This is a genomic window from Mesorhizobium sp. LCM 4576, from assembly GCF_001854815.1.
Lineage (GTDB): Bacteria > Pseudomonadota > Alphaproteobacteria > Rhizobiales > Rhizobiaceae > Mesorhizobium > Mesorhizobium plurifarium.
Genome location: NZ_MDDT01000043.1, coordinates 20621 through 34906, shown reverse-complemented (window position 1 = coordinate 34906; position 14286 = coordinate 20621). Strand labels below are relative to the sequence as shown.

General features: G+C 58.2%; 12 protein-coding genes. 5 read left to right on the top strand and 7 right to left on the bottom strand.

The window, feature by feature from the left end; genetic code table 11:
- The first annotated feature begins 53 nt into the window (after positions 1 to 53).
- Positions 54 to 2012, top strand: coding sequence for an AAA family ATPase (locus LCM4576_RS22960; protein ID WP_083361478.1), 1959 nt, complete (start codon positions 54 to 56; stop codon positions 2010 to 2012).
- Between the two features lie 34 nt (positions 2013 to 2046).
- On the opposite strand, the gene LCM4576_RS22955 is transcribed toward LCM4576_RS22960, so the two are convergent.
- Together LCM4576_RS22955 and LCM4576_RS35080 are read right to left on the bottom strand one after the other, a co-directional pair.
- Complete coding sequence (locus LCM4576_RS22955) at positions 2047 to 2436, bottom strand: hypothetical protein (protein ID WP_131803285.1); 390 nt, start codon at positions 2434 to 2436, stop codon at positions 2047 to 2049.
- A gap of 398 nt (positions 2437 to 2834) precedes the next feature.
- Positions 2835 to 3443: a type II toxin-antitoxin system PemK/MazF family toxin gene (locus tag LCM4576_RS35080; RefSeq protein WP_116397988.1), complete on the bottom strand. Its 609-nt coding sequence runs from the start codon at positions 3441 to 3443 to the stop codon at positions 2835 to 2837.
- A gap of 537 nt (positions 3444 to 3980) precedes the next feature.
- Here LCM4576_RS35080 and LCM4576_RS22945 point away from each other — a divergent pair.
- Both LCM4576_RS22945 and LCM4576_RS22940 read left to right on the top strand, forming a co-directional pair.
- Positions 3981 to 4559 carry a nucleotidyltransferase domain-containing protein gene (locus LCM4576_RS22945; RefSeq protein ID WP_244510892.1) on the top strand — a complete coding sequence of 193 codons (579 nt, stop codon included), beginning with the start codon at positions 3981 to 3983 and terminating at the stop codon, positions 4557 to 4559.
- A 306-nt stretch (positions 4560 to 4865) separates the two neighbouring features.
- Positions 4866 to 6050 (top strand): Abi family protein, encoded by a 1185-nt coding sequence (locus LCM4576_RS22940; protein WP_071034786.1) that lies wholly within the window; start codon positions 4866 to 4868, stop codon positions 6048 to 6050.
- 635 nt (positions 6051 to 6685) lie between these two features.
- Here the strand turns inward: LCM4576_RS22940 and LCM4576_RS36585 are convergent.
- Positions 6686 to 6823, bottom strand: a complete 138-nt coding sequence (locus tag LCM4576_RS36585; protein WP_157901227.1) for a hypothetical protein — start codon at positions 6821 to 6823, stop codon at positions 6686 to 6688.
- A gap of 409 nt (positions 6824 to 7232) precedes the next feature.
- Between LCM4576_RS36585 and LCM4576_RS35075 the strand changes: the two genes are divergently transcribed.
- Positions 7233 to 7511 carry a DUF3892 domain-containing protein gene (locus LCM4576_RS35075; RefSeq protein WP_083361476.1) on the top strand — a complete coding sequence of 93 codons (279 nt, stop codon included), beginning with the start codon at positions 7233 to 7235 and terminating at the stop codon, positions 7509 to 7511.
- A gap of 581 nt (positions 7512 to 8092) precedes the next feature.
- Here the strand turns inward: LCM4576_RS35075 and LCM4576_RS22930 are convergent.
- From LCM4576_RS22930 to LCM4576_RS22920, 4 genes are all read right to left on the bottom strand, one after another.
- Entirely contained in the window at positions 8093 to 9505 is a 1413-nt protein-coding gene (locus LCM4576_RS22930; RefSeq protein ID WP_131803284.1) for a BTAD domain-containing putative transcriptional regulator, read from the bottom strand.
- Positions 9506 to 10403: 898 nt separating this feature from the next.
- Positions 10404 to 10850 carry a protein rhiC gene (locus tag LCM4576_RS37025; RefSeq protein ID WP_083361475.1) on the bottom strand — a complete coding sequence of 149 codons (447 nt, stop codon included), beginning with the start codon at positions 10848 to 10850 and terminating at the stop codon, positions 10404 to 10406.
- Between the two features lie 77 nt (positions 10851 to 10927).
- Complete coding sequence (locus LCM4576_RS22925) at positions 10928 to 11572, bottom strand: tail fiber protein (RefSeq protein WP_244510884.1); 645 nt, start codon at positions 11570 to 11572, stop codon at positions 10928 to 10930.
- 84 nt (positions 11573 to 11656) lie between these two features.
- Positions 11657 to 12352 carry a protein rhiA gene (locus tag LCM4576_RS22920; RefSeq protein ID WP_071034782.1) on the bottom strand — a complete coding sequence of 232 codons (696 nt, stop codon included), beginning with the start codon at positions 12350 to 12352 and terminating at the stop codon, positions 11657 to 11659.
- Between the two features lie 1268 nt (positions 12353 to 13620).
- Between LCM4576_RS22920 and LCM4576_RS22915 the strand changes: the two genes are divergently transcribed.
- Positions 13621 to 14241, top strand: a complete 621-nt coding sequence (locus LCM4576_RS22915) for a hypothetical protein (RefSeq protein ID WP_071034781.1) — start codon at positions 13621 to 13623, stop codon at positions 14239 to 14241.
- Positions 14242 to 14286 lie beyond the last annotated feature (45 nt).

The following is a 14286-nucleotide window of genomic DNA, read 5'->3' as shown; positions in this document are numbered from 1 at the left end:
TTTCCGATTTCCATCACCGTGCCCTGCGGCACGGTCACGGCCGAGGTGTCGAAATGATCCGCTACAAAACCATCGAGTGTGCCGGGAGCAGCAACGCCAGCACCTTCCGCAAAAAGCTGCATCAATCCTTGCCCCGCTTCCTCGCTTACTGCGGGATCATGCGGGCATGCCGCTCCATCCCGCAATTCCGGCAGCTGAAACCTGTGGTCTTAGGTTTGCTGCTCCCGGCGGGCGCAGATAAGGAAATCTATGAAGAGGCCGTCCACTATGCCGCGCATGGCCCTTCCTTCATCTATGGCGGCCTCGACGGCACCGAGATCCTGACGAAGGGCGACCGTTGGACGAAGGCCAAGGAGGCGGAACTTTCCGCGGCGCTCTCGAAGCGGCGCCGCGTGGTCCTGGTGATGGAGAGCGGCGCGGAGATGCCGGATTACTTCCGCCTCGCCGCTGACGGGGTGGTCGAAGTGGGGCCGATCCTGCCGCGGCACGTCATCGCCGGGGCGAGGCTCTGCCTCAAGACGGAGATTACGCCCGAACAGGCCGAGTTCATCGCCACGATGCCCCTGTCCGTCATCGGTGCCACACTGCGCCAGGGAAGGTCCGTCGCTCACGCGATCAAGCTAATGGTGCAGGCCAGTGCGCCGAGGGCGGCCGAAGACATTTCCGGCCCGACACTTGACGACCTCCATGGCCTCGGCGAGGCGGGCGAATGGGGCCGCGAACTGGCGACTGACCTCGCAGACTGGCGTGCTGGAAGGATCGGCTGGGCGGACGTGGATCGCGGCATTCTGGTGTCCGGGCCGCCCGGAACGGGCAAGTCCACGTTCGCGGGCGCGCTCGCCCGCACCTGCAACGTCCACCTCGTCCTTGGTTCCCTCGGTCGCTGGCAGGCGAAGGGCCACCTCGGCGACCTTCTGAAGGCCATGCGGGCGGCGTTCGACGACGCAAGAAAGAATGCGCCGTCGATCATCTTCATCGACGAGATCGACGCCGTCGGCGACCGCGAGAAGTTCAACGACCACAACCGACAGTACTGCACGGAGGTGGTGGCCGCGCTGCTCGAGTGCATCGACGGCGCGGAGGGCCGCGAAGGCGTCGTCGTGGTCGGAGCCTGCAACCATCCCCACAGGCTCGATGCCGCGATCGTCCGTGCCGGCCGCCTCGACAGGCATGTCCGCATTCCCCTGCCGGACCAGAAGGGCCGCGAAGGAATCCTGCGCTGGCACCTGCAAGGACTGCTTGCCAAGGCCGACCTCTCGCAAATCGCCGAGAGAACCGAAGGCTGGAATGGTGCCTCCCTCGAGCAGCTGGTCCGCCAGGCGAGACGGCGGGCGAGGCGGGCGCGCCGCGACATGACGCTCAACGACCTTATGTCCGAGCTTCCCGCTTTGGTTCCCATTCCGTCGGAAATGCGCCGCCGGGTGGCCGTCCATGAGACCGGACATGCCATCGTCGCGCTCGCGCTTGCGTGCGGCGAACTCGTTTCGGTTTCGGTCGAGAGCGCCATCGTCCGGAATCCCGAGCTGCTCCAGAACGGCGGCGGGGCCCTCATCAGGGATAACGGGATCAAGGAACGCACCCAAGCCCAGCTGCTCGACAGCATCGCCGTAAGGCTTGGAGGCATCGCCGCCGAGGAAGTGGTCTTCGGAGAGCGGTCGGCGGGCGGAGGCGGCGGCAGGGGTTCCGACCTCCACACGGCCACGCTTTCGGCGCTGGCGTTCGAGGCATCCTATGGCCTTGGCGAAGGCTTGGCTTACCTCGCCCCTGACGACGAAGAGGAGCTCTTCTCCGCATTGCGGCTCGACCGCCTCCTGCACGCACGTGTCGACAAGATGCTGCAGGAGCAGTTCCGGCGGGYGAAGCGGATCATCGAACGCGAGCGGCTGGAGGTCGATCGCGTCGCCGAGGCCTTGCTCGTCAAGGGGACGCTCGATGCCAGCGAGGTGGTCGAGCTGATCGCACAACAGCCGCGGCTCAAGCTGGTAGACGGCGACGACAGGAGGACAGGATAGATGTCGCAAGGAGTGAGCTTACATCCGTGCTAATTCAGCCCATCCCAGGCGGCCACGGATTCGTTTCGACGACCCGTTCGACATGCTGGCGCATGATCTCGGCCGCCCCGTCGGCGTGCGGCTCCACCATCTCGACACCGCACCAGATCGACTCGAGCGCGCACTCGGCGATCCCGACGCGCCGCATATCCGCGTCCGRCTCGACGGCGAGAAGTACGAAGTCGGCATTTTCCGCCAGACGGTACACCATTTGATAGGTTAGCAGCCGCTGCGCCATGTCGCGGGGAATCGGGCCTCCGGCGAGCAGGTTGGGCCAGCGCATGACGTGTCCCTCGACCTCGTTCGGCGCGTCGAGGTGCAGCGTCTCCGGCATGAAAGCCCACGAGAGTCCGGCGGCACTGATCTGGATCGCAAGCTCGCTCATGCCGTCCACCATCCGCCCGGCGGCGGCCAACTGACTAGAACCGGGAGAGTCTGGATCGGAGACGATCCCACCTCGGATGYGGGGCCACAGTCTGGCGCCCCGCTGTCGAGGTCAAGGCCGGATCAGATGTGCGCCAGAGCAGACGGTAACGTCGATCGCGGCAGTGCCTGACGGAATGAGTCAGACCGACGCGGCGGACACGGAGCGGGATCTGTCAACCCTCCATTGACGGTGAATTCTTAAAGACATTAAAAAAGGCGGCCAATGACTGACCGCCCTTTTATCCACCCTCAGGTGGTACGTTTTCCGACATTTCTGCCGGGTATTCGTTAAACTCTTTCGAGTTAATGGGCCGCAGCCACCCMAAATAGATAGTTTGTCGCCGCGCAGCTGTCAAGTCACGCCGCGGACGGCCTCGTCAGTTCATCGAGCACCTCTTCGACAGCGCGGTCAATCGCTGCCGCCTGTTCCGCTTTGAGCTTTTCGATTTCGGCGGTATGCGCTTCCTGCTGCTTCGCGAGGGTAGCAGATTCCAGTGATTTGAACCTGTTCCGGATGACCACCATGCCATTGGCAATACAGTCCAAGATCGCTTCGAAGTCGGCGTGAGAAACTTTAGGAGTGATCAGCCTTTTATCAATACCGTCTGAGCTATAGAAGCGTTCAAGCCTAGACAGTCTTACGGTCATGACGTGGTTGCAGATCGCCCATGATCCTCTGGTATCGTTAGGGCTGGGGTTGCTGCTCAGCTTATGAATGTAAGGAGGAAGATTGCCTCGAGGGCCCTTTGCAGGTTCGACACTCGTGACAGGCACGAATACGACACATTCGGTTGCCTCATTTAGTGTTTTCGCTCCCGAGATGATGACACCCTGGTGATAGCCAGTAAATTCAGGTTCCAAGGAATCGACGAAAGTTCCGATCCAGTAGACCTCACGCGGTCCCGGAGGGCTTTTGATTGAGATTTTCTTGGTGTCCCAATTTGGGAGCGCCCCTCGTAGCGCCATTGTCCTCTCTCCTGCACGTCGGCACATGTTCTAATTGCTATTAATGAAGGATTTCACCATCCACGATGTGAACCGGACTACACCGTAGTCACGGCCCATTCAGATCGTTCCAGATCTTTGGCTGTCCCAGAATTCCATCTGTTGACGGCGTGAGGAACGGTGCAGGACAGGCGAAGGTGGCGGTCGGACAAGGATCGAGGAGTGGGGAATGAAAGGATGTCATTGGACGGGTTCGCCGGACCGTCGAAMCTCGGCATCCTCGGAGAAGTCCTGGCTGCGGAGGCTCTCGTCCGAAACGGGTTTCAGAGCGTCATTTCGCGGAAGCCAAGAACGAAAGAAGTCGCTGGCTGTGATTGCTCGATGTCGACAATCGGTTTAACAACGGGTCGATCGGTTTAATATTAAATCGATTGTTTTGATATCTAAACGATCGATCCGAATAAGGGGTCCTCCGTGGCGAGAACGGTTCCACAGAGCGCSATCAGAAWTCCACTTGACCTTGTCTTCGGGGTCGACTCGAACGTGCGGGTCTTGCGCGTGCTTGTCCGTCATGGGGGGTACCTCTCCAGTTCGGATATCGGTCGTCGCGCCGGAATATCGAAGAGCAGCACCCGCCTGGGCCTTATCTCGCTCGGGGAAACGGGCGTCGTGTCGGCAGAGGGGTCAGGGTACAACCGACTGTACCGCTTGAATGCCGAACACTACTTCTCCAAAGCAATCGAGAACCTCTTTGCTGCCGAGGAACGTCGGTTCGCAGCCATCATCGATGCCGTCACCGATAGCCCTGGTGACAAGAAGCAGTTCGTCAAGAGCCTGTGGGTGTACGGCAGCGTTGCGCGCGGAGCGGACCGCCTGGGAAGTGATCTGGATGTCGGGGTCGTCACGGGATCTGCCGACCTCGCAGYGGTTGTCGACGTCGTTCGGGACAGCCTTGCCATTCATTCCGAGCGGTTGGGCTTCACCCCGAGTGTCGTTGGCCTCGACATGGAGGATCTCAGCCGTCTTGCCCGTGACGACGATCCTTGGTGGGCGAGCGTGGTCAAGGATGCCATCGTGCTAGCGGGCAGGCGGCCCGAGGAACTTCCCGCGTTGGCTGGAGCAGCCGCAGATGGTTAGAACCGGGTCCACTAAGAAGAAGGATGCTTCCTACGTTTCCGGTCGTCTCGTGGTCGCGGACCTGCAGGGCCTTGACGTTCTATCTTGCCGAATGAGTACGGCTGACATCTAAGCACCAGTCTCGCAACTGAGGGCTAAATCATTAAACCTTTTCGGGACTTCGAATTGAAATAGACATCGCTTAATGGCAAAACCCCCGGCCGACGCGACGTCAGGTCCGGGGGTTTCTTTAGCTTCACCTCAGCGCGTAACCTGTGAAGGCCATGGGCGACTGGGATACGCAATTAGGGTGAGAATGTAAGGTCAATGGCCGAAAGTCAATACGCATTCGATTACGGATCGGCCGAAGTCGGCATACGCCGAGCGCTTACGGAACCGCGTCTCGGCAAGTACCTGAAACAGGGGGGCTTTGAGTTTCCCTACACAATGCAGTGGTATCTGTGGAACGCCAGACTGGCAAAGGCATTCCAGTTTCCGCTGCACGCGCTAGAGGTGACCCTCAGAAATGCCGTTCACGAACACATAGTGTTGACCGGCGGGCCAGAGGATTGGCCGTTCGATACGAAATGGATATCGGCACAAGAGGCCGTTGGGTCGGGAATCCGAGAGGCATTGAACCGCAGCAAGCGCCAACTGCTCAAGCGGAAGATGACGGATCGGGAATACACTGCATCGGTCGAAGAGGTATCTCACCTCGACGTTCCTGCATTCGGGAAGCTGAACAGGCACGACGTGCTGGCGAACATGTCCCTGGAGTTCTGGGTGAGGCTRCTCGATTACCCCTACGAAAGGGCATGGCAGCTATCGCTTAGGCGAGTCTTTCCGAACGCCGATCTGAGCGATACTCGCAGGCACCTCTGCAACATCGTGAGGCGGATCAAGGATTTCAGGAATAGGGTAGCACATCATGAGCCGATCTTTCACCGGATCGACCTTTCGGATCTGCACGCCGACGTGATCAGGGTCATCGGGATGCGCTGCGGCCTCACGAAATCTTGGGTCCAGCATCATTCGACCTTCCACGCCGTTCATTCCGACCGGCCATCCCGGGATGGGCTTTCCGCTTCGGACTCGGTCGCCTCTATGGTCCGCGCTGTGGTCACGGTTGCGGACCCGGCTGCCAAGCTAAAGGAATTACTGCCTGAGCTTGCCGCTGCCGAAGCCTGGGCTGTCGTAGAAGTAAAGGGAAGGCTTTCCGCAGTCGGAAGCGACGACATTCTCAAATGGCTTGCGACAGGATCGCAAGTCGGCATTGCGGACCTAGAGGAAACCATCGCGAAAGTAATCGACAAGGCTCCCTCCGCGCGTCGGGTAGAGTCCGTTCCTCCTGACATCACGCTGTCGCAGGCAGGAGCGAAATTCTTCGCTAGAAACGTTCCGAGCAAGAAGAAACCCACACTTCTGGTACTCACCTCCGACGGAACCCCGACGGGTCAGCCCCTCGGTGTCCTTCTGAAGAATGACGTTCGGATAAAGACCCGGCCTGGTTAGAAGCTCGGAGGAAACGCACAGGGGATAGGGCGTGCGTCCCTCAGCRCCAAAAATGGGCGCTCTGAACCGGGGATCAGCCAGCGAGCTGGCGCGCCTTCTTCCTCTGCATCGGACATCTCGTTCRGAGCTTCGAGGCGGCCTTCGAAGAAGGTTGGGCGCGCGCCAGTCAGGCACTAGTTCTTCATCCGCGGCGTCAGGCCTCCCCCTGACGGCACCGATGGCCCCTATTCGGGCTCGCCTGACTTCRCAGGCTTCTTGTGTTGGAAAAGTTTGAATTTGCCCGATCCGGTTAAGYGGCAACAAACCAAGATCGGACGCCCGTGCGTCATGAAGAACTGCCCCCACCTTCGGGTTCACCAAAGGGGGCAGTTCCGGATGGCGTTTGACACCCTTGGCCTTCGACTCGTTGGGGCGAAGTCGTCTGGTCCAAGTCGTCGCGAGGGCAAGAGTGTTTGAGCTGACGAAACCCATTTCGGACCGTGAGGAAGCAATTTTTCGCCCCGTCGCAAKGTCCTGTCTCAAGGTGCAAGAAGTCGATCAAAGATCGCAATCATGGATCTGGTCGAGAGGCGGAAGTCGGGGMGCACGGCGACCTCAAAAACACGCTCTATACCGACAGAGCAACCTCTGTGCGATTACCCACCGAGCGTTTGCCCGAGCATGCCACCGTGAAGCATTCCGCCAAAGAATATGCGCGCGGCGATGTCCGCATCAAAACGATTTAAAATGTGTTCTTGTCTTGCAGTTGCAGCATCATTGACGTCGATCAGCACCGCGGCAAATCCCACTTGCACGCTAATCGTTGAGTTGCAATTCCCGCCACAACCGCCGCGCCAAGCTGAACATTTGGGATGCGGATCTGCTCCGCATGGCTCGCGAGAAGCGTCTTACATATCCCGCGGATTGATGAAGCCCGATCACCCCTAAGCAAAACGCTTGTAAGTTGTTAAGACGACGAAAGAAAGGCACCTGTGATTCTTGCGTGATATTTGTGGCGCAAGCCTTGCATTTGCCGGGGATCTTGTCATCAAATGACTTGCGGCGACGATTCGCTACAATCGTCGCCGCTTTTCGCAACCAAGCCACAGGACGGCTGGGCATTGAAAACGATCACCAAACTAATCCTAGCGGTGAATCCGTCAAGCTGTCCTGTGGCGCACGCCGAAGAAAGGGCTGCACACCGTGAGYCGACAAATCCTGTGCATTGTCAAACATCCAACTCATGAAGATCGACACCGCCGCATCCAATACATTGGTGGCGTCGATGGCGGTGTCCGATGGAAAGTGTCTGAGGAAGACGCTATCGCTAACGTGAAGCGCGATCCCAGAGCGTACTTCGTATCCGAGGGTGGGAAAACTGTGTGGGTTACYGTCAAGCAGCACAATGGCAGGGATTATCTGAAGACGCAGACGGATCGTTTTTTGCCTGACAATCTTCTGAGTCTTCCGGAATGCCCTTAGAGCACTTTGAACCGCAGAGTCGATTTCAGCCTCCTGGGCAGGCACATCTCATCGTGGCGAGGACTCCCCGCCACTAGAGATTCGCCATGGGGTCACTCTCTCTCCGGATGAAGCTCATCGGGCTTTGTTCGTCCCTTCCCGGCCTTCGGATCGGGAAGGGTTGTAGCAGGCTCTTAATCTAAGGCGGTCGGCTTACAGCGAGCCCGTGACAAAGCCATAGATGATAGGCAGCGCATATACGGGGCCGAGAGGCAAACCGAGATCGTAAGCCACGCCGGGCACGGCTGCGGTTATCCGCCGATCATACAATTTAATGATGYTCGATTATCCAAAGAAAAGAGACATGTCGGTTTGATGGTCGAGTACGATCTGAAGTCCCCTGGAAGAAACGATGGCGGTGTGGGGACCTCTATCTGCAGAGATTCACCAACCGCCATGAAATGCAGGTCTGGCTGATCGACACACAGGATACGGTTCGGAAGTGCGCGACACCCTCAAGGAGATCGTCGACACAAACGTGCGAAGCGGGAAGTGTGGCGAAATCCGCGCCATCTGAGGCGCGCCCTGCCCCTTGCAAAACTCTACTCTAAAGTGTTGCGGGAAGCTTCCCTCTCGCATCCGTGGCCGACGAAGGAAGACCGGGTGTTCTGTCTCTCGCCAAGGTCGAAGCGGTTGGCTGCAACCAATTCGCTACGAATTTGGAAGGCGCCGGTGCTGTGTCCGGGGATCGAGACTTCGCTGGTCTTGAATACGCGACGCAGCAGTGCCATCGTCGCCCCGCAAACAAGGACACCGATTTCGGTTGCCGTGTAACTTAGAGTGGTCGCCTGAGTGATGAGCGGGCCCGATATCTGACCAACGCTGAGTGAACCCTCCTCCCCAGATCGAACCAAGGCCTCGCCACTGGCGACGCCGCAGCACATCCGCACCACTTGCCCCCTTGCGGTGAGCAAATATTTGCCTCGAATATCTATTGCGGCAAGGACCGCACGTTCGGCCTCCACTTCACTCGCAGCGGGGTAGCCGAACACGGCCAGGCACCGGTCTGCTACGCATCCGATTATCTGACCGCCGAATCTTGGAACCGTCTCACGGCAAAAGACCTCCATCGGCTCCACCAATTCGCTGATATCTTCGRCGTTGAGTTGTTGGCCGGCAGCAGTTCCGACGGAAATGCCGAAGGCTGCAATAATGACTATGCGCCTTTCCGGTCTACCRAAGACGTTTGTGGCAAAGCCGCCCGAATTACAGGGGACAGTGAGGCGATCATGCTGACGCAGTTGCCGGTAGACTTCGACTGTCTCGGCGCTGGGGGCAGCGTTCCGCTCTTGCCGAAGGGTGTTTTCCAAACGGTTAAATTGCATTAGAGCCTCAGCACTCCTCCCTAGAGAGTGCAGGCTGCGCATTGCGCCGCAGTGCGCTGCCTCGTGCGCCGGATCCATAGTGATTATAGCCCGCGCCGTCTTTAGCACGGTTTCCGGCTCACCATGCTCTTCATCGTGTGCCAGCACAGTCTCGAGCGCCGAGACCGCGATATCGCAAAGTCGTTTTCTTTCAGCCTGCAACCAAGCTGCAAATGGTGCCGACCGGATGCTCAAGCCCGCAGCGAAGTCACCTTTGTATAATTGCGGAATGCTCCGGATAAGTTCGGAGTCGCCAGAAAGAGCAATATCTTCCAACTTCCGACTGTCGACAGCAATGACTTCGTGCCGTAGCATCAAGGTCCCTTGACGGGCCTCAAACGGATCCGGACAACCGTCTTCTTTCAGGAGTTTGCGTAAAGCAGCCAATTCCTGCCGCAAGCTCGCACGTGCCTGCTCTTCGCCGCTCAGAGGCCACAGGCTGYCGGACAGCTGTTCTCGCGTACAGCCACTTGCTCCGCATTGCGCCAGCAAAGCGAAAAGCGCCCAGGACTTCCGGGTGCTAAGGCGAAGCTGTGTTTGCTGTTTGCCGCTGAGCATGCACCGACCGAGCAGTGTTAGTCGCAAATCCAAGCGTGCCTCCTGAAGCCGGGTGCATAAGCCTCGTAGAAGTCTGCAACATATACGAGCATGTGGCCTCACGTTCGCTTTTTACGCGCTTTTTACGCCTTTCGGTTGGAAGTACAGTTAACAATTATATATCGACTTGTAAGTACACATAACTTCTCAAATAATACATTCAAAAATTAGAAGGAGCGACTATAATGGAAGAGACAACCACAAAAATCCGAGGTCTTTCGAGGCAGGGCAGCCGCTACTCAATCATRCCGAACCGTTCCRTGACAATGAAGGCATCCTCAGCTGTCCACGGCTGCGCCTTGGTCCGAGACATCAAATCGCAAACCATCAACCMGGCCATGCAAGCCACGATGCGGTGCGCCCTCGCCGTCGCCATCGCACAAGACCGACGCACGACCGCCAATTTCTTCATTGAGGATAGTTCAGATACCGAAGCTACCGGTGAGGCACCGCTTTAAGATATTGATCGCAACAACGCGATTGAGCCTGCTCAGTGGCGCCGACCATGGCGTGGCCTATCAGCAGCTTTTCATGGGGGCATAAGGCTTTGAAAATCTCCAGCGGGACAATCGGCCGTGCTTGCTTGCGCCCCCTACACCACGTTGGGCGCAAAACGCGATTCCCCCAGATCTGCCCTGGGCCGCGATGTACCATAATCCTGATGAGTTGGAACCGGCCTCGAGGCTCGAACGCATAAGGCCCTATGCTGGCAGGCAGCGGAACGGACTTCCGGTCTCTACTCGCGTCACCTGAGCAAACCCTGCCGCCACCAGGCCCAACGAAGAACGGCCGCGGGCAATTCAGGCCGCATCCATCGTCAAATGGCACACGGGTGCGGCCTGAACGAAGTTGYCATCTCATGAGTGGAGAACATTGCTCCCTGGGCGAAGGTCTAACGCCACACAGAGCCCTTGAACTGGCCTGTCGCGTCTTTTGGGGTTATGCCGGAAAGATCGCAATGGTTGGCGTTGCCCGAGATAGGTGCTTGGACTACACGAGCGCTCTTTACCGGCGCATTGATGACGCAATAGGCATCGAAGCGTGCGGGCAGACCTGGTATCGTGTTCGCTAGATTTCCGTCGGGGCGGCAGTTGACGCTAGCGCCGGTCATGCGTCCGTCGGGTCCGACCTCTTCATTGCTGAAGTCGCATGTTCGGCCCGTCGGGGTTCCCGGCGCTCCGGGAGGGCCGCCTATCGTTACGCCGCGAATGACCACGCCAGTAGTGACGGGCTTTGTCCCGGCTTTGGTACTGGAGTCCTCTGCATTCGTTGGCGGAACGGCGGCATAGGCTGCGGTGAGAGCCACCAACAAGCCGAAAGCTTTTGATTTCAAAGTCATCACTTCTCTCCTCTTATTGAAGTCAGTTCTACGGGGATCACAGCGGCTCCTGGAATGAGGACATCCCTGCGCGGCGGCTAACGGAACCTGATGATGTAGTTGACAGCGATGTTCTTGGGGCGCGTTTCGTCGGCGATGYGGGCCGGTGTTATCGGCGAACTCGTTGCTTTGCTCGACATGGATGTTCCGGCGGCATTGCCTTGCTGTGAAACTCCAGCCGGCTGAATCACGTCATAGGAGTGGGTGTGATCCTRCATGGCATCGCATTGCAGCGAGCCGACGGTATTTGCGACGTGGTTTCCGGTCGGATCGATCCGCTGGTCCGCATCTGGATCCATCCCGGCGCCGGCATCGAGCCCGCGCAGGAACAGCCCGCGGTAATCAGGAATTCGAAATTCCAGTTCAGCGCCTGAAGACCTTTCGCCGTAGAGTGCACCMAAAACAGCGTAGAGTTCAGGATAGGCAGTCAAGCTCAGATATCGTCCATCACACAGCATCCAACCCTGGCTTTCGATATGACTGAGCGGGGCGTCAGCTTCTGTCCCTGGCTTCGATCCCGAGCTTGAGCACGCGGCGTTGRCCCAGATCGTGTTCCTGTCGCCGGTAACGGGATGGACTTGACCGGCGAAAGGGCTCACGGAACCGATAGGAATTCCCGCAAACATGACGGCATCCCTCCATTGCTGTTGGGTTTCTGCTTTGAGAAACGCGATGGTTGGCACGTGGACTCGTGGTTCCCTGTGAACCTCTCGAGCCTCGCTGGCTCCGCAACTTTGAGCGGAGCCAGCATTAGCATGCCCGGTCGACTAAGCCGGGGAAATTTCCCAAGTATTGTCGCCCTGGAGCACGCAGTCGAGGTTGTAGACTGCGGACGGAAATTTCGCTTCGCTCGTCTGTGTGACCGTGTTGATGTTGAGCACCGTGCCGATCTTCAGGTTTGTTCCCGCAGCTACCCAATAGCTCGGCGTAGGCGTGAATGTGTGCTTCAAGTTGGTTCCTGCCTGTACGCAATAAGTCCCGGTTCCGGACATGCCGATGCCAACTGAAAATCTATTGTTCGGTACATCGGCTGCATCAGTGATAACCAGAGAACCGCTGGGGGGCGCTTGGACCGGATCGCTGAGACCAGGTCCGGGCGACAAGGAAAACTCGGTTGTATTCTTTCCAGCCGGAYTGCAATCCTTTGCTCCCGACGCCTGAAAATCAACGCCTGGGATCAACTGGCCCGTATCGCTCCAAACGAAGTTGTAGTCGATTTCCCACGTGAACCTGATCTGGTCACCGACCCGAATCTGATACGGCGAGCAAAACCATGCTAGCGAGAAGACATCTGCCACCTGCTGCGGCATCTTTTGATAGACGTAAAAGGTCCAAGGTTGGGCCGAACCATTTTTAAGCAATAGTGAATATTGCGTGCCCTGAGCGAGTGCAGCCTTCGCCTGTTGAGATGCGCGCAGGTCATGTGACATCTCGTTTCGGGCATAACTGATGTGAATAGACATTGATATCCCTTTCCTGGAGCTTCATCGGATTGGCCGATGTTGGGGTCCGATTGCCATCGCAGGGTACTTAGGATCCTCCACTTTCGAACAATCAAATATGCGTAAAAGTTCGACTTCAGGCGTCAAATTTCAACTCGGGATATTTTGCGCTTGACTAACGGTTTTGCTGCATCAATTGTATCACGCATATGTGACTAGGCCGAAATCGCCCTATGGACATGCCTTTCCATCCGCTAACGGATCAATTGACTTGCGTTATACTCGCAATTACTAATGCGTTTCGAGAAACATTTTCAACGCATTGATTAACACGAAGGACTCCTGAGGATCGACTGTCACTTTCGCATGCCGGAATTGTTCGATCCGCCTTCGCTCAACGGAGCGTCGTRCCGAGAGGCGGGGCCGACCGCCGCTGTCGGCGTGACGCCGTTGGACCTCGGCTGGAAACCTTCGCTGCAGGCCGAGCGCGCTTTTCACTGTGGTGTGGGGACATCTTTGAGGGGCCTTGCTCCAACGGCGAACTCACCCGCGCGTCGCGGAAGCTGTCGCGCCCCGCTGCAAAGAAGCCGCCTCCTGTCGGGTAAAGTAATTCCGGCATTCGTCGGCTTCGATTCGTAGCGGCATGGTTTGCCGTTCGTTGACGCGCGGAACGCTGGCTGGCTGAAAGGTTGTTAACCACGCTCATCGAAAGGGAAAGCAAGCACCCAAAAGTCGTTTGCACCTTCTTTGTCGACGCTATATCCGCCTCCCACTCGCGGGGCCTGTCTCACCAGGCCCGCCCAAGAGGAAAGAATGACTATGACGATGAACATATCGATAGCTGTGCGGAAGGTCCGCGAAGCTCAGGGCTGAGGCCCCGGTATGTTCTGCCGGGCGTCAAGTCCGGCTTTTCGGTCCCTTCACTATCGAGCGACGGCGAGGCGGTCAAACCGAGGCTTCGCGCGTGAGACTTCGCGACTTAACGGTCACGCAGTCCCCGCCGATGCCCGTGTTGGTTCGCCCTTCCATCGGCTAGCGGGCGCTCGCCGCCCGCCGGCATGCGCACGCCGACAAGAAAGGGAAACTGAAATGCGTTGCCATAACCTGCTGCTTGCCGAAGCGTTGAAGAACTACAGCCACGGATTCCAGATCGGGCACGGTCCTATCCTCGCCCACCCGTTGAAGAGCATCCGCAACTCGGGCGGGGGCTTATCCATACCGATGACGCTTCACGTGACCGGGGCCGGGACGCCCCTGCCCTGGAAATTGAGGACGGCGTCGCCAATCGTGTGCCRCAGCCGAAGAAGCGCGACTCCAAGGTCGGCTTCGTCGTCGACCCGTTCCRCAGCCGGAGGGTCTGGTACGAGAGTGGCCTTGAAGAATCGGTAGCGTACTTTCTTCTCGCAAAACCCGAGACGCTGGAGCTGCGCGAGCAGCAGAAGGTGCAATTTTTCCAGAATGGGCAGAGACGCACGTGCTGGATCGACTTCATCCAGCGGCAGTCGGGCGGCAGGATCGCGTATGCCGTGAAGTACAAGATCGACGTCGATGAAGACCTGCGCGAGACCCTTCGGCTCGTGTGCGAACAGGTCGGCGACCGCATTGCCGACGAGTTCCGCATCCTCACCGAGAAGGACCTGAMCCTCACACAGATCGAGAACGCCAAGGACATCGTGGCGTACGCAGCGGACTACGACTTCGAAGCCCAGACGATCGTGGCCGCTGCGTTGCCAAAACTGCCAGCTCGAACTTCGCTCCGCGAGATTGCCCAAGCAAGCGGACTTGGCGAGCGCGGCCGGCGTGCGGCCGTCACCTTGATCCAGAAGGGCCTGCTGGCGATTCCAGCCAACGTCCGGCTTGGGGATCCAGCAATCCTTGTCAACAACGGCGCCCGCGATGGGCGCCGTTAATCCATTCATCACGGAAGCTTGATAGTGCGAAAGAAAAACAACAAA